The following is a 13,809-nucleotide window of genomic DNA, read 5'->3' as shown; positions in this document are numbered from 1 at the left end:
CTCGAACTTGAATGTCCGGCGCATCGGCACGGCGCTGCAAGTGGGAAACGTCAGGAGGGAAGGGGCGCCGGTCGGCGCCCCGTAGAAGATCAGGCGGCGCCCGGATAGTTCGGGCTCTCGCGGGTGATCGTCACGTCATGCGCATGGCTCTCGCGCAGGCCGGCGCCGGAGATGCGCACGAAGGTCGCGCGCTCCTGGTACTCCTTGATGGTCGCGCCGCCGACATAGCCCATGGACGCCTTAAGGCCACCGGCAAGCTGGTGCAGGACGCCGGCGACCGGTCCCTTGTAGGGAACCTGGCCCTCGATGCCTTCCGGCACGAGCTTGAGCGTGTCGCGGACCTCCGCCTGGAAATAGCGGTCGGCCGAACCGCGCGCCATGGCGCCGACGGAGCCCATGCCGCGATAGGCCTTGAAGGAGCGTCCCTGGTAAAGGAAGACTTCGCCCGGGCTTTCGTCCGTACCGGCGAGCAGCGAACCGACCATGACCGCGGAGGCGCCGGCGGCGATCGCTTTGGCGAGGTCGCCGGAAAATTTGATGCCACCGTCGGCGATGACCGGGATGCCGGAGGCCTCAGCTGCCTCGACCGCCGCCATGATCGCCGCGAGCTGCGGCACGCCGACGCCGGCGACGATGCGGGTAGTGCAGATCGAGCCGGGCCCGATACCGACCTTGATCGCATCGGCGCCCGCGTCGATCAGCGCCCTGGTGCCGCCTGCCGTCGCGACATTGCCCGCCATGACCCGAACCGAATTCGACAGTTTCTTGACGCGGGCGACCGCGTCGAGCACGCGCTGCGAATGGCCGTGGGCGGTATCGACGACGATAAGGTCGACGCCGGCATCGATCAGCCGCTCGGCGCGCTCGAAGCCGTCATCGCCGACGCTGACGGCGGCGGCTGCGCGCAGCCGCCCCTGGGCGTCCTTTGACGCATTGGGGTTCAACTGCGACTTCTCGATGTCCTTGACGGTGATGAGGCCGACGCAACGGCCGTCCGGATCGACCACCAGGAGCTTCTCGATGCGGTGCTTGTGCAACAGGCGCTTGGCTTCCTGCTGATGGACGCTTTCCTTGACCGTGATCAGGTTTTCCCGGGTCATCAGTTCGTGGATCTTCTGGGATGGGTCGGAGGCAAAGCGCACGTCGCGATTGGTCAGGATGCCGACGAGACGGCCCTGCTTCTGGCCGCCGCTTCCGCCGTTTTCGACGACCGGGATGCCGGAAATGCCGTGCGCCTTCATCAGGCTCAGCGCATCGGCGAGCGTCGCCTCCGGTCCGATCGTCACCGGGTTGACGACCATGCCGCTTTCGAACTTCTTGACCTGACGAACCTCCTCCGCCTGCTCGGCCGGCGTCAGGTTCCGGTGGATGACGCCAATGCCGCCGGCCTGCGCCATGGCGATCGCGAGACGCGCCTCGGTGACAGTGTCCATGGCGGCGGAAAGTATCGGGAGATTGAGCTCGATGTCCCGCGCGATGCGGGTGGCGATGTTCGTCTGGCCGGGCATCACCTCGGAATGTCCCGGCTGGAGCAGAACGTCGTCGAAGGTCAAAGCCTCGAGACCGGTTGCCGTTTCGATGATGCGCGCCATGGCCAGTTCCTCTTCAATATACAAAAATCCCCGGAGGAGCTCAGCGGCTTGTCCACCGGGTGACTTCAAGGCTTTGACTTGGAAGTTGGCGAGGGCTGGTAACACGGATATGACGGAATGAAAATAGTGGAGACCCGGAAATCGCCCGGGCCTTGCACATATTTGTTGCGGAGCAACATACGGCTTGGTGTCAGATGTCGAAGTGATAGCTGACGGGCACGAAGCGGTTCTCCTACAACAATGGAGTGCTTTCGAAGCCTCCCTCGCGTGATAATGGAGGGGCGGCGGCTTGAGGCAACCCGGATCACACGCTTTTGATCGCAATCCCCGGCTTCGCCCCGACAAAGCCGTCTCGAGCGTTTACCGGCGCAACCGCTACGCACGCTTACAGCGCCGCGCGTGTTTTCAGACGCGCAAAGGTCGCTGCAACTCTTTCAATCTGCTACATCGAGCTTCCCGAAAATCGGCACAACTTTCGGACCGGTGCGCGAGGATCCCGCATGAATCGAATCGTCACGATGATCCTCGCCGTCGCGCTCTTCATGGAGCAGTTGGATTCCACCGTCATTTCGACATCGCTGCCGGCGATCGCGGAGGATATCGGCGTCGGTCCGATCACGCTCAAGCTGGCGCTGACCTCCTATATGGTGGCGCTGGCGATCTTCATTCCCCTGAGCGGCTGGATGGCGGACCGCTTCGGCGCCAGGCGCATCTTCCGCGCGGCGATCCTCGTTTTTATCCTCGGCTCGATCTCCTGCGCCGTCGCCGACAGCCTCGTCGCCTTCGTGCTCTCCCGCTTCCTGCAGGGCATGGGCGGCGCCATGATGACGCCAGTCGCGCGCCTCGTCCTCGTGCGCGGGACGCCACGCAGCGAGCCCGTCTCGGCCATGGCGCTGCTGACCATACCCGCCCTCGTCGGACCGCTGGCGGGCCCACCGCTCGGCGGGTTCATTACGACCTATTTCTCCTGGCACTGGATCTTCCTGATCAATGTGCCGATCGGGATTGCCGGCTACGTGCTTTCCGGCGTCTACTTACCTGAGATGGAACAGCGGAACCCGCCGCCGGTCGACATTCTCGGTTTCCTGCTCGGCGGCATCGCCGCCGCCGGCGTCGTCTTCGGCCTTTCGGTCATCAGCCTGCCGGCGCTGCCGTCGGCGATCGGCCTCTCCTCGGTCTCGGCGGGCGTCGCGGCGGCCCTCCTCTACATCCTTCATGCCCGCCGGCATCCCGCGCCGGTGCTCGACCTCCGCCTCTTCCGCGGCGGTGCGTTCCGGGCAGCCCAGATCGGTGGCACCATCTTCCGCATCTCCGTCGGTGCGGTGCCGTTCCTGATGCCGTTGATGCTGCAGATCGGCTTCGGCCTGAACCCGTTGCAATCAGGTCTGATCACCTTCATCGGCGCGGTCGGCGCCATCGCGACCAAGTTCCTTGCGCGCCGGGTGCTCGCTCTTGCCGGCTTCCGCACGACGCTGATCATTGCCGCAATGGTCGCGGCCGTCACCACCTTCGCGAACGGCTTCTTCACGCCGGCGACGCCCTATCTCCTGCTGCTGTCGGTCCTGCTGGTCGCCGGCTTCGCCCGTTCCTTCTTCTTCACCAGCGTCAACGCGCTCTCCTTTGCCGATATCGACGATGCGGATGCGAGCAGGGCGACCTCGATGAGCGCGGTGCTGCAGCAGATCAGCCTCGCACTCGGCGTCGCCTTCGCCGGGGCAATCCTCGAGGTCGAGACCACGATCAGCGGCGAAGCGCTCAGCCTTGAAGACTTCCACCTCGCCTTCACGATCGTCGCCGCCGCGAATCTCCTGGCCGCGATCCCGTTCCTCACCATGGCAAAGACCGCCGGCGCATCCGTTTCCGGCCACCGGCTGCCGATCAGGGAGGCGGAGACCACAGCGGTGAAATGAGGGTCGAACTGGTCCGCGCCAACCTCATCTTCCCTGCCGGGCATCTCCCCCATACGGCCGCTCGCAAACCGCCGACAACTTGTTGCCGTCAAGGTCGCGAACATAGGCCGCGTAAAAATCGGGATGGAAAGACCTGAGCCCCGGCGCGCCCTCGTCCGTGCCGCCATTTGCGAGGGCCGCGGCATGGAAGGCGTCCACGGCGGCGCGGCTTTCCGCTTCGAGCGCAACCATCGAGCCATTGCCAACGCTTGCCGCCTTGCGGTTGAAGGGCGTCACGACCCAGAGGCGGCAACGGAGATCTTCCTCCGCACCATAGCCGATCTCGACCTCGTCCTCCTTGCGCCGCTTGAGCCCAAGGGTTGCGAGCGTTCTGTCATAGAAGGCGCCGGCGCGCTGGAGATCATTGGTTCCGAGCGTCACATAAAGGAGCATCCCCTACTCCGCTTCATCGTCTTCGGCCGCTTCCTCCTCTGCGCGCCGGCCCTTGAAGCCCTTGGCGAGCAGGAACATCTCGACCGATTCGGCGCGCGACGAGGCCGGCTTCACATGCACCACCTGGCGGAAATTCTGCTTGAGCATATTGAGGAGATCGCGCTCGGCGCCGCCCTGGAAGGTCTTTGCCAGGAAATGCCCGCCTTCGGCGAGCACTTCGACGGCGAACTGCGCCGCCACCTCGCAAAGATGCATGGTGCGCAGATGGTCGGTCTGGCGATGGCCGGTGGTCGGCGCCGCCATATCAGACAGCACGAGACCGGGCGCTCCGCCGATCGCCTCCTTCAGCTTTTCCGGCGCCTCCGGATCAAGGAAATCCAGCTGCAGGAAACGGACGCCGGGGATCGGATCCATCTCGAGAAAGTCGATTGCCGCGACGCGCGGATCGGTGTCGGTCGAATGCGTAACCTTGGCGGCGATCTGCGACCAGCTGCCAGGGGCTGCGCCGAGGTCGATGATGCGCCGGGCGCCGGCGAGGATCTTGTGCTTCTCGTCAATCTCCAGAAGCTTGAAAGCGGCCCGTGCGCGGTAGCCCTCAAGCTGCGCGCGCTGCACGTAGGGGTCGTTGATGTGGCGCTCCAGCCAGCGGCGCGAGGAGGCCTTGAGCTTGCCCTTCTTCACCTTCTGACCGAGTTTGCGGCCGCTGCCCTTGCTCCCGATCGGGGATTTCGTCATGCCTTCGTACCTTCGTGGACCTTGTCGTAGGTCCTATTGCGTTCCTCGCCAGCCGGCGGGGCATTGTGGCCCCGCTGGTAGCGGCGCGGCCGCGACCGCCGCCAGGCTCCGTCATCTGCCATCATGTCGGTCAGCAGCCCCTCGCGCAGGCCGCGATCGGCGACCCGCATGCGCGTCGACGGCCAGCGTCGCCGGATCGCCTCGAGAATGGCGCAGCCGGCAAGCACCAGATCGGCGCGATCCGGCCCGATGCAGGGATTGGCGGCGCGGGCGGCGAAATCCCAGGAGAGCAGTCGCGCCTGCATGGCCGAGACTTGCGCATCGGAGAGCCAGAGCCCATCGACCCGGCGACGGTCGTAACGCGGCAGGTCGAGATGGACCCCGGCAAGCGTCGTCACGGTTCCGGACGTACCGATCAGGTGGAAGCCGCTGTCTGAGGTGCCGCTTGCCAGCATATCGACAGACGGGCTGTCGAAGCTGGCGAGCATGGCCTCGACCTCGCGCACCATCGTCTCGAAGCTCTGCGGCGTCACATGCTCGCCGCCATGGCGCTCCGAGAGCGTGACGACGCCGACCGGCAGCGACGTCCAGTGGGTGATGTGGTTGGCAAGACGGCTCGAGCGGTTCTCGCCGATGCGGATCACGGCAATTTCGGAGGAGCCGCCGCCGATATCGAAGAGCACCACCGACTTGGTCTCGCGGTCGACGAGCGACGAGCAGCCGGAAACCGCAAGCCGCGCCTCGGTCTCGCGATTGATAATCTCCAGGTCGAGCCCGGTCTCCTCGGCCACACGCTTCAGGAAGGTTTCGCCGTTGGCGGCGGAACGAGCCGCTTCGGTGGCGATCAGCCGGCGTCGGCGGATCGAACGGAGGTTGAGCTTCGCCGCGCAGATCTTCAGCGCCTCGATGGAGCGCTCCATCGCGCCGTCCGACAGCCGCCCGCTCGCACCGAGTCCCTCTCCAAGCCGGACAATCCGCGAAAAGGCATCGACGACGCGGAACTGGCCCGGTCGGGTCGGCTGCGCGACGAGCAGGCGGCAATTGTTGGTACCGAGGTCAAGCGCGGCATAGAGCGGCGCCGGCAGGTCGCCGGGGGCGACGTAAGGGGTGCGCAGATTTTCAGATCGGGCCGGCTGTGGAGCCTGCGGCGCGGCGGCTTCGACCGGGCGCGGCCGCGGCTGATCGCCGGCACGCTCGGCAGCGAGCGGCTTGCCGCGCGATGCCAAAGGCCGGCCCTGAAGCCCGCGCCGATGGCGCGCCTTCTTACCGCGATTCTGGCCATTCCTGTCCGTGGACGCCGCGTCCGAATGCGCGGCAAGGCCGCCGGAGGCGGCTGCAGCCTGGCCCTGGGGCCTTGCTGCCTTGGAGCGACGGCGCCGCTTGCGCTTGCGCGCCGGCTCCGCTTCATCCAGTGCTGCGGGGCGCCCTGCCTCTCCGGTCAGTCCGGATCCGCTGGCAATTGCAGACGGCGAACCGGACGGCTTGCGCCTCTTCCGCTTGCCCTTGCCGCCGCGCGACGCGTGCTTCTGCGCCCCGCCACGACCTGCTGCCGACGCCCCGGATTCAGACGGCTTTTCGCCGTGATCGGGGTCCTTCACGTGTCTCAACCATGGCGCCGGGCGAAGCCTTGCGGCCGCTCAAGGCGCTCTCTCGATTTTGCGTTGCGGCGACTGTACCAGCGCCGCCCTCTTTCGCCAAATTGTTTTTGCGGCTCCAGTTCCACCGGCAGAAGGCACCTCGGGCACAGCGCCCAACCGGCGCATCGCGGCGCGCAGACGCTCGCAACGAGGACCGCCGAGATCACAAGCCGGCCGCACTTTTTTTGCCAAAAGGTATTTGCATCCGCCGTTCTTTTGTTTATAAGCCCGCCACACCGACGCGGCGGCCAGACTCCGCCGACGGGCCTTGGGGAATAGGTTAACGGTAGACCAGCGGACTCTGACTCCGTTAGTCCTGGTTCGAATCCAGGTTCCCCAGCCAACCACTTTCAGCAATGAAATCAAGCAGATAACGGCAGGCAAATACGCAAATCTTGCGCATTTCATGTCGCGTCATGTTGCAACTGATTTCCATTTGTTTTCAATGGTTCTCAGTAGTGCGCGGCGACTCTATGCGACATGGAATGCAACATGAAAAGCCCGCCGATCCTTTCGGAAGGGCGGGGCTGATCTCTCGTGATCTGGGCGCCCTCTAATGGGCCGCCTCTTTCATGAACCGCTCGTCCCGCATCTTGATGTCGGCGACGACGATACCGAGCACGGCTTCGTTGAACCTGTCGCGATCGACGAAGGTCTCGCCCTTATAGAGCGGGTTATCTTTGGTGAGGCGGAGGCTGGTCAGCATGTTGGTGACGCGGACGAGGTCTGCCCCGAACCCATCATCGACCAAATAGATGCCTTCGCCCTGGTAGCTCGATATCGGCGCGATCAACGCATAGTCACGGATGCCAAGCGCCGGTTCCATCGCATCGCTATTCACCTGATGCACGCGAAGCCGCGGGGACAGGACGTTCTCGGCCGGGATGGGAGCGAAGAAAAGATCATTCATTGCAGCGTCTCCTTTGCTTGCTCGAGAAGGGCTTTCGCCCTGCGAATGTCCTCCGCCACTCGGAGAGCAAGGCGGGTGATCGCTGCAATCTCGGTCTCGTCGCAACCAGTCGCCCCGCCGGCAGCCATTATCAGCGCCTGGGCGAGATCCGCAGCATCGTCGAGGCGATCGACGACGTCGACCATTTTAGCGGGCGCGGTGGAGATGCAGTTTCTCGGCAAGCCTTCGGCGGCTGCCTGAATCGGTCGATCAAGCATTTCGAACTCCTGGATAATCGAGTTAATCAAATCTGTAATGCTGTCATTGTTTGCCAACGCTAGTTGTTGTATAACGATTACCAACAGCAGTCAACTAACGTCTACTAACATTTGCTATCAGCATGGGGATTGATCGACATGGCAAGGACAGCAAGCATCGGTATTCGTGTGGAGCCCGTGGTCAAAGGGGCGCTCGAGGAGGCCGCCAAAGCCGATCGACGCACGGTCGCGGCTTACATCGAAAAGCTCATTATCGACGATCTGGAGGCGAAGGGCTTCCTAGCCAAAGGGGCCGCCGAATAGCTGGCATTTCGTCACGCATCATTTTCCTCACTGGTTCAGTCGGAGGAACACTAGCGGTTGTCAGAGAGGGCGTGAAGCAGTGCTGATGACCTAAGCCGAGCAGCCTACTTGCAGCCTAAAGGCGTCTGGCATAGCAGCCCTATTTCCCGCGTCCAGCATCGGGCCGGTATCAGACACCCGGAAAGCCTTGCCCGTGCGTTTTCCCGCTGTAGGGAGGCATAGCGCCGAACGCGCCTTTTGATCTCAGATTGATTAAAATGCAATCAGAGCGTACATTGAGGTCATACGGTCCCTCTCGCTGCTGACCACGGATGTACTGGCAGCGGCGGGAGGCGATCACAGAAGGTCGGGTTTGCCCCGGCCTTTTTTGTTGCCGCTCTGCCCGGAGCGGTTCAGCGATTGGGTATGGGACGCCCAAAGACTTTCCGCACAACCTAAAGAAAGGCGACAGGCATCCGTTCACCGTCTTGCCTTTGGCGAGTGCCTGGGCGAACTTCTCATGCCAGCATTTTTCAGAATATGCATGGGGGCACTATGAGTATGTGGTTAACAAGGGATTCCCTTGTTGCGTTGGACCCGGACACACGCGCATTCACCCTAGTGGGTGGGTTCATGGGCTACTTCGCCATGTTGGAAGCAGGGGTCAACGAAGCTGTGAGCGATGTGCTAGAAATCAAGGGGATCCGGGCAGCCATCGTCACCCGAAACATGTCCTTCGATGACAAGATTAAAACCCTTCGGGCCCTCGTCGACGCCTTCATTCACGACAAGGAGCAAGCTATAGCTTTCGACGATTTGGCTAAACGCGCCAGGAAGTGCGGCGAAACCAGGAATATAGTCGCGCACACCCCCTTTCGCCGTAGCCCCCACTCTGACGGCGTCGAGTTCTTCGCCACGTCTGCAAATAGTAAGTTTAAGTATCTTGAGATGGACTGGCCGATCGACGAATTCATCCGGCAGATCGACACCATCAATGAAATAGACAACGGGCTGCGGTCAATTGGGACTAGGATGTCGATACAGCGGGTCGCGCAAGCTCTCCTAGACGGGCCATTTCCGAATCAAGCAAGCGGAAAAGGCTTTGGCGGCCTCTTTGGATTGGGCAAGTTACTCGAAGACCAGGGGGAACGAGGGTAAGGGTAGGGTAAAAGCAAGGCCTCAAATCCGATCGCGATTCTTCATTGCCGCCACTTGCCGACGAGAGGGATATGCCGGCGTGGTTCCGGCTCGAGCATCCCGGTCGACAGATTGAGGATTGCGATAAATCAGTTGCAGTTGCTCACCGACTTTCAAGCCCTGGGCGGCCGACTTCGCAAATATTTTCGCGAAGTTCTACGTCGGCCTATGGCCTTGGGTCGGATGGTTTTCGGCTCATGTCGTTCTATTTGGAAAGCTGCTTCTGCATGTAGGCCGACACAATAGCGCCAAGGCTTCCGCTGAAGATGACGGATTGTATTTTGGATAGCTGTTCTGGCGACAACCAAGACCACGGCGTAATGTAGTGGAGCACCCACGCGCCAAGAGACGCCATGAATACAACCACGAAAAAGCACATCATTACGACGACGGCCCAGCCATAGACGCGATGCCATAGAATGTCATTCTGAAGTTTCACGCCGCGAAGGCGATCTTCGTCTGCCCAGAACTTTTCTTCCAGTTTTGCCTTGTCGTCTTTTGCCCATGAAGGCACTTTGCCCGCCCCTTCGGGTGGAGGGAGCGGGCTATTTTGGGGAATGCTAGGCTCTTTAGAAGGGGGCTGTTTTTCGTCTGTCATCCCAGAGCTTCTGATAGTGATCTTGGATTAGACGGTCTGGGATTTCGATGTTGAAAACCCCGTCCACATAGACCTGATCCCACGGCGTCCCGCTTTTGTGTGTCAAAGCAGAAAGCGACGTTCCCGACATACTCCCATACTGATCTACAATTTCAGTCAGGAACCGTTCATCATCCGCATCAACGGGCATCTGCCCGTCATCGATCTTGCTGAACGGAATAGGAGCACGGCCAAAGTGCTTGGTCGCCTGATAAAGGTCAGGAATTACCGGCCCATACTTCCAAGCCTCAATACGATCCGAAAAAAGATCGCCACGGCCAAGACCAAGGCTCCACCCATGCGCGATATAGACCAGCTTCATAAGCTGAAGCGGCGTAAGCTGCCTGCCCTTTCTTTTCGCAATCTTGAGGATTGCGTCGGCTATGTCGATAACGCTGTACATCGCATCCTCCTCTTATTGGGTTGGCTACCGCTGGTACGGGCAAATCACATGGTACCATCGTGCTACCATATAGGAAGTTTACAGGCAAAAACTATGTGTTCCGGTCCCCGCTGCCGCGAAGGTCGGTCACAAGCTGGGCGAGTCGCTGACCTTCGGCGCGCGCCTGAAGCCGGTCCTGGGCATTGCTCTTCAGGGCCGCGCGTCCACGGCAGATGCGACCTGTTGGGGCGAACCGGGCTCTTTCCGGGGATTCGCGACTTTTGCCCGTCGCCTCGTGCGCCTGCTGATCAGTGAGGCGGCACGAGGGAAGGGCAAGGAAAGGACTTCGGTATCTGACGCCGGGTGTCCTTGTACGGCAGAAATCTACCGCAGGTCCGGCGCCGCCGGCAATAGCCGCAGAAAGCGGCGCGGTTTTATCGTGGAGCGCGTTCTTGCGTCTGTCCGATGTGGGATCGGTTCAAAAACCGTCTGGAGGGGCGAAGAAACAGTTCACGTAGTCTTCGGTGGGATGGAGGCAAATGTGAAAATCGCCATCGCCAGAGGGAAGTTCATTTCCATAGGGAACAAAGAACAAGTGTTCTCTCGTCGCTAAGTGATGGTCGCCGGGATGAAGGTGAACCGAAAAGCCCCGTTTCCCCTTCACAACGTCAGCCCTGGGGATGGATTCGCAGTCGCCCCCCATATCGCTGCCTCGACAGCATGCGGGCGGATATTCCCAGCGTTTGCCGCTCTGGTGGGCATTGCCGACGCTGAAGAAGCCAAGCATATCCGCCGCGGCGATCACAGTGAAAATGATCGATGGCGTACGGGTCATATGGCCGCTCCCACTGCCCCCTGCATGTTGGAATTGTACGCCCAACAGCCGGCGATCACAGTAGCCCTTTTGGGCGGCTGCCCCTCACGCCCCCACCAGAGGGCGGATGGATTGGCTTTCGCTCATTTGCCGCTACTACCCTACCCGCCGATACCGGAAGCGATTTAAACCCCGTCTATCGCGGCTCTCTGGCGGAAAGACAGGCATCCTGTGGTTCGTCGAGGCCCTACCACCTGTTGGAGTCGCGTTGGCGCTCCTCGACGGCTCGGCGCATCGCCTCTTCGCGACCGCACTCGTATTTCTCCATGTGATAGCGGATCAACGACTGTCGGCGCCCTTCATCCATGATCGCAAACACGTTCCTGAATTGCACCTCGACCGATGATTTGCCTTTGATCGGTCCACCGCGGCCAATGAGCCATTTTGCCACAAAGTAGGCCAGCAAGCCGATTGAGAGCCCAACCAGCACCGGGAGAACGGTATCAAGGTTGAGGAAGCCTTTTACTGCGTCCACGACTAAGCCGAGCTCAGTGGTCAGGTCCTGCATCTACGCGCCTCGCTGACGTCACACGGGGAAAGCCTCTACAAATCGAGATTGTAGGCAAAGAAGGATTGCAATCAAACTAGCCCCTTTGGGCGGCGTCCCTAATCCTTGACTGCAACTGGCCCTGTGCGACCCTGATGCCTTCCTGGTTGTAGTGCGTTAGGGGGATCAGATGGAACCAATTCTCTCAGCCGGCGGTATTGTCATCACGCGCACCTCAGCGAAAATCGGCGAAGCTACCTATCAGATCGCAAATATCGGATCTGTGTTCCTAAAAAGGGAAGAGACTTATAACAGAAACTCTCTCATCGCGACCACAGTCGCCCTTTTCCTCGCATGCATCGTCTTTCTAATTGATGGCAGAAGCGGATTACTTATGGTCCTGACGGCGCTGGCCTTTATGGCTTCGCTCGCTATTCTCTTTTTTTGGCCGCCCATAGAACAACTGACAATTTTGTTTAAGACTTCGTCAGGCGACGTAGAGGCCCTTGTGACGCACGATCCGGAACTCGCCTCAAAGATAAAGAACGCCATCGAGACCGCGTTTGCCCAGCGGCAATAAGCCCATCATGCCGCCGATCGCTCCTGCTGATCTACCTCTTTCGCAGCCCGCATGAACCGCAGAGCGGCGTTGTATGTGATGCCGGATTTCTCTTCGATCCACGGCATGAAATGACCTTTGGGTAAGCGAGCCTTGATCGCCAGGAGTTCGCGCCCGAGCTCGATCATTCGTGCAAATTCCGATGCAATCCGCCCCCTGATTCCGAAATGATCTCGCCCCCCAATTCCGAGAAATAGTCGCCCCTTGATTCCGAGATGATGCCGCCCCCTTCGGAAGGCGTCTGGCATGGGTGTTCTGCTGGTGTGAAGTTTCTTCCTTCAACTGTGACGAGGAAGGAACGGGATGCCTGCGGAGAGACTGGAGATGCGGCGTGTTCGCGAGATACTGAGATATCGCTTCGAGCAAGGGCTTGGGCACAAGTCGATTGCGGTGCGGGTTGGAGCTGCGCCATCGACGGTGCGCGAGACGCTGCGGCGTGCGGCCATTGCGGAGCTATCGTGGCCGTTGGGCGACGATGTCAGCGATGCAGTCCTGGAGGCGGCGCTTTACAAGGCGGCCGGGACGAAGACGGGTCATCGTCGGAGCCCCGAGCCGGACTGGGCACATGTCCATCGCGAGCTGAAGCGCAAGCACATGACGCTGCAGATCCTGTGGGACGAATACATCAGCCGTTATCCGGACGGCTATCGCTACAGCCGGTACTGTGACCTTTACCGCGGCTGGGCGATGAAGCTGCCTGTGACGATGCGGCAGGATCACGCAGCCGGCGACAAGCTGTTCGTCGACTATGCCGGCGACACGGTCACGGTGATCGTTGATCGGCGGTCGGGCAAGACACGGCAGGCGCATCTGTTCGTGGCGGTTCTGGGGGCATCGAGCCTTTCCTATGCGCAGGCGCGCTGGAGCGAGACGCTTCCCGACTGGATCGAATGCCATATCCTGGCGCTGGAGTTTTTTGGCGGTGCGCCAGCCTTGCTGGTTCCCGACAATGCCAAGGTGGCGATCATCAAGGCCTGCCACTTCGATCCCCAGGTCAACCGCACGTATTGCGGGATGGCCGCTCACTATGGGAGCGCCGTCCTGCCGACGCGGCCGCGACGCCCGCGCGACAAGGCGAAAGTGGAAGCTGCGGTTCGGATTGTCGAACGCTGGCTACTGGGCCGCCTGCGCCATCGCATCTTCTACAGCCTGGCCGAGGTCAATGCGGCGATCGGCGAATTGCTCCATGATCTCAACGATAAGCGGGTCCTGCGCCGCGTCGGTGCCACCCGCCGCCAACTGTTCGAAGAGCTGGATCGTCCAGCTTTGCGACCATTGCCTGTCGAACGCTATGTCTTTGCCGAATGGCGTATCCGACGTGCCGGGCTGGATTATCACGTCGAGATCGAGCGGCACTATTATTCCGTTCCCTATCGCTTCGCCCGTGAGCAGGTCGAGGCTCGTATCACCGCCAATACGATCGAGATCTTCCACAAGGGCGAGCGTATTGCCGCCCATCGCCGCTCCAGCGGCAATGGCAAGCACACGACGATCCCCGATCATATGCCCTCGGCGCATCGCCGCTTTGCCGATTGGACGATTGAACGGATTCAACGCGAAGCCTCTGCCATGGGGCCGGATGTTGCGCTGTTGTGCGAGCGCATCCTTGCCGACAGACCGCATCCCGAGCAGGGCTTCCGAGCTTGTCTCGGGATCATCCGCCTTAACAAGAGCTTTGGCCGCGACAGGGTCAATGCCGCTTGCAGCCGTGCGCTCGAGATCGGGGCCCGGACCTATGGCTCGGTGCGCTCCATCCTCGACAATCACCTTGACCGAACGGCTGGCTCAAAAGGAGCCGCCTCGCATGAACCGATCCATCACGCCAACATCCGCGGACCCCGCTATTATCACTAAGGAG

16 protein-coding genes and 1 tRNA gene are annotated in these 13,809 nt (G+C 61.2%); 6 read left to right on the top strand and 11 right to left on the bottom strand.

Annotation, left to right across the window (positions count from 1 at the left end):
* Nucleotides 1-89: 89 nt before the first annotated feature.
* Nucleotides 90-1,592: an IMP dehydrogenase gene (gene guaB / locus AC4P1R_RS01815; protein WP_492177360.1), complete on the bottom strand. Its 1,503-nt coding sequence runs from the start codon at nt 1,590-1,592 to the stop codon at nt 90-92.
* A 500-nt stretch (nt 1,593-2,092) separates the two neighbouring features.
* On the opposite strand from guaB, the gene AC4P1R_RS01810 reads away from it, so the two are divergent.
* Nucleotides 2,093-3,502 carry a DHA2 family efflux MFS transporter permease subunit gene (locus AC4P1R_RS01810; RefSeq protein WP_492177359.1) on the top strand — a complete coding sequence of 470 codons (1,410 nt, stop codon included), beginning with the start codon at nt 2,093-2,095 and terminating at the stop codon, nt 3,500-3,502.
* 24 nt (nt 3,503-3,526) lie between these two features.
* Here the strand turns inward: AC4P1R_RS01810 and AC4P1R_RS01805 are convergent, their stop codons facing one another.
* Genes AC4P1R_RS01805 through AC4P1R_RS01795 form a run of 3 tightly spaced genes read right to left on the bottom strand, consistent with a single transcriptional unit; the run spans nt 3,527 to nt 6,267 of the window.
* A complete protein-coding gene (locus AC4P1R_RS01805) occupies nt 3,527-3,934 on the bottom strand; it encodes a VOC family protein (protein ID WP_069460282.1) in 408 nt (135 codons plus the stop codon).
* Between the two features lie 3 nt (nt 3,935-3,937).
* The gene (locus AC4P1R_RS01800) at nt 3,938-4,669 is read right to left on the bottom strand and encodes an RlmE family RNA methyltransferase (RefSeq protein ID WP_069460281.1); all 732 of its coding nucleotides are present in this window, start codon (nt 4,667-4,669) and stop codon (nt 3,938-3,940) included.
* A complete protein-coding gene (locus tag AC4P1R_RS01795; RefSeq protein ID WP_069460280.1) occupies nt 4,666-6,267 on the bottom strand; it encodes a Ppx/GppA phosphatase family protein in 1,602 nt (533 codons plus the stop codon). The genes AC4P1R_RS01800 and AC4P1R_RS01795 overlap by 4 nt, the downstream gene beginning before the upstream one ends.
* Before the next feature lie 308 nt (nt 6,268-6,575).
* Between AC4P1R_RS01795 and AC4P1R_RS01790 the strand changes: the two genes are divergently transcribed.
* Nucleotides 6,576-6,649: transfer RNA gene (locus AC4P1R_RS01790), tRNA-Gln, on the top strand.
* Nucleotides 6,650-6,859: 210 nt separating this feature from the next.
* Here AC4P1R_RS01790 and AC4P1R_RS01785 read toward each other — a convergent pair.
* Together AC4P1R_RS01785 and AC4P1R_RS01780 are read right to left on the bottom strand one after the other, a co-directional pair.
* A complete protein-coding gene (locus AC4P1R_RS01785) occupies nt 6,860-7,216 on the bottom strand; it encodes a hypothetical protein (protein WP_492177358.1) in 357 nt (118 codons plus the stop codon).
* A complete protein-coding gene (locus AC4P1R_RS01780) occupies nt 7,213-7,530 on the bottom strand; it encodes a hypothetical protein (RefSeq protein ID WP_492177357.1) in 318 nt (105 codons plus the stop codon). The genes AC4P1R_RS01785 and AC4P1R_RS01780 overlap by 4 nt, the downstream gene beginning before the upstream one ends.
* Nucleotides 7,531-7,611: 81 nt before the next feature.
* On the opposite strand from AC4P1R_RS01780, the gene AC4P1R_RS01775 reads away from it, so the two are divergent.
* Both AC4P1R_RS01775 and AC4P1R_RS01770 read left to right on the top strand, forming a co-directional pair.
* Nucleotides 7,612-7,776, top strand: coding sequence for a hypothetical protein (locus tag AC4P1R_RS01775; RefSeq protein WP_492177356.1), 165 nt, complete (start codon nt 7,612-7,614; stop codon nt 7,774-7,776).
* A 612-nt stretch (nt 7,777-8,388) separates the two neighbouring features.
* Entirely contained in the window at nt 8,389-8,913 is a 525-nt protein-coding gene (locus AC4P1R_RS01770) for a hypothetical protein (protein WP_492177354.1), read from the top strand.
* A gap of 244 nt (nt 8,914-9,157) precedes the next feature.
* On the opposite strand, the gene AC4P1R_RS01765 is transcribed toward AC4P1R_RS01770, so the two are convergent.
* The 4 genes from AC4P1R_RS01765 to AC4P1R_RS01750 all read right to left on the bottom strand — a co-directional run bounded on the left by AC4P1R_RS01765 (nt 9,158) and on the right by AC4P1R_RS01750 (nt 11,353).
* Nucleotides 9,158-9,550: a hypothetical protein gene (locus AC4P1R_RS01765; protein WP_492177353.1), complete on the bottom strand. Its 393-nt coding sequence runs from the start codon at nt 9,548-9,550 to the stop codon at nt 9,158-9,160.
* Nucleotides 9,522-9,992: a Panacea domain-containing protein gene (locus tag AC4P1R_RS01760; protein ID WP_492177352.1), complete on the bottom strand. Its 471-nt coding sequence runs from the start codon at nt 9,990-9,992 to the stop codon at nt 9,522-9,524. The genes AC4P1R_RS01765 and AC4P1R_RS01760 overlap by 29 nt, the downstream gene beginning before the upstream one ends.
* Nucleotides 9,993-10,449: 457 nt before the next feature.
* Nucleotides 10,450-10,806, bottom strand: coding sequence for a hypothetical protein (locus tag AC4P1R_RS01755; protein ID WP_492177351.1), 357 nt, complete (start codon nt 10,804-10,806; stop codon nt 10,450-10,452).
* 226 nt (nt 10,807-11,032) lie between these two features.
* Nucleotides 11,033-11,353 carry a hypothetical protein gene (locus AC4P1R_RS01750; protein WP_492177350.1) on the bottom strand — a complete coding sequence of 107 codons (321 nt, stop codon included), beginning with the start codon at nt 11,351-11,353 and terminating at the stop codon, nt 11,033-11,035.
* Between the two features lie 169 nt (nt 11,354-11,522).
* On the opposite strand from AC4P1R_RS01750, the gene AC4P1R_RS01745 reads away from it, so the two are divergent.
* On the top strand, nt 11,523-11,912 hold the full coding sequence (locus tag AC4P1R_RS01745) for a DUF6232 family protein (RefSeq protein WP_492177349.1): 390 nt from the start codon (nt 11,523-11,525) through the stop codon (nt 11,910-11,912).
* Between the two features lie 5 nt (nt 11,913-11,917).
* On the opposite strand, the gene AC4P1R_RS01740 is transcribed toward AC4P1R_RS01745, so the two are convergent.
* A complete protein-coding gene (locus AC4P1R_RS01740) occupies nt 11,918-12,079 on the bottom strand; it encodes a DUF3102 domain-containing protein (protein WP_492177347.1) in 162 nt (53 codons plus the stop codon).
* A gap of 196 nt (nt 12,080-12,275) precedes the next feature.
* Between AC4P1R_RS01740 and istA the strand changes: the two genes are divergently transcribed.
* Nucleotides 12,276-13,805, top strand: coding sequence for an IS21 family transposase (gene istA / locus AC4P1R_RS01735; RefSeq protein ID WP_083265144.1), 1,530 nt, complete (start codon nt 12,276-12,278; stop codon nt 13,803-13,805).
* Nucleotides 13,806-13,809: the final 4 nt, after the last annotated feature.

The sequence above is a fragment of the Sinorhizobium sp. Y406 genome (assembly GCF_058732025.1).
This window is presented reverse-complemented; position numbering and strand designations above follow the sequence as displayed.

What these genes read in the sequence shown, in the direction of transcription:
- guaB (WP_492177360.1), bottom strand. Translation starts at nt 1,592, where the DNA reads ATGGCGCGCATCATCGAAACGGCAACCGGTCTCGAGGCTTTGACCTTC.
- AC4P1R_RS01810 (WP_492177359.1), top strand. Translation starts at nt 2,093, where the DNA reads ATGAATCGAATCGTCACGATGATCCTCGCCGTCGCGCTCTTCATGGAG.
- AC4P1R_RS01805 (WP_069460282.1), bottom strand. Translation starts at nt 3,934, where the DNA reads ATGCTCCTTTATGTGACGCTCGGAACCAATGATCTCCAGCGCGCCGGC.
- AC4P1R_RS01800 (WP_069460281.1), bottom strand. Translation starts at nt 4,669, where the DNA reads ATGACGAAATCCCCGATCGGGAGCAAGGGCAGCGGCCGCAAACTCGGT.
- AC4P1R_RS01785 (WP_492177358.1), bottom strand. Translation starts at nt 7,216, where the DNA reads ATGAATGATCTTTTCTTCGCTCCCATCCCGGCCGAGAACGTCCTGTCC.
- AC4P1R_RS01775 (WP_492177356.1), top strand. Translation starts at nt 7,612, where the DNA reads ATGGCAAGGACAGCAAGCATCGGTATTCGTGTGGAGCCCGTGGTCAAA.
- AC4P1R_RS01770 (WP_492177354.1), top strand. Translation starts at nt 8,389, where the DNA reads ATGGGCTACTTCGCCATGTTGGAAGCAGGGGTCAACGAAGCTGTGAGC.
- AC4P1R_RS01765 (WP_492177353.1), bottom strand. Translation starts at nt 9,550, where the DNA reads ATGACAGACGAAAAACAGCCCCCTTCTAAAGAGCCTAGCATTCCCCAA.
- AC4P1R_RS01760 (WP_492177352.1), bottom strand. Translation starts at nt 9,992, where the DNA reads ATGTACAGCGTTATCGACATAGCCGACGCAATCCTCAAGATTGCGAAA.
- AC4P1R_RS01755 (WP_492177351.1), bottom strand. Translation starts at nt 10,806, where the DNA reads ATGACCCGTACGCCATCGATCATTTTCACTGTGATCGCCGCGGCGGAT.
- AC4P1R_RS01750 (WP_492177350.1), bottom strand. Translation starts at nt 11,353, where the DNA reads ATGCAGGACCTGACCACTGAGCTCGGCTTAGTCGTGGACGCAGTAAAA.
- AC4P1R_RS01745 (WP_492177349.1), top strand. Translation starts at nt 11,523, where the DNA reads ATGGAACCAATTCTCTCAGCCGGCGGTATTGTCATCACGCGCACCTCA.
- AC4P1R_RS01740 (WP_492177347.1), bottom strand. Translation starts at nt 12,079, where the DNA reads ATGATCGAGCTCGGGCGCGAACTCCTGGCGATCAAGGCTCGCTTACCC.
- istA (WP_083265144.1), top strand. Translation starts at nt 12,276, where the DNA reads ATGCGGCGTGTTCGCGAGATACTGAGATATCGCTTCGAGCAAGGGCTT.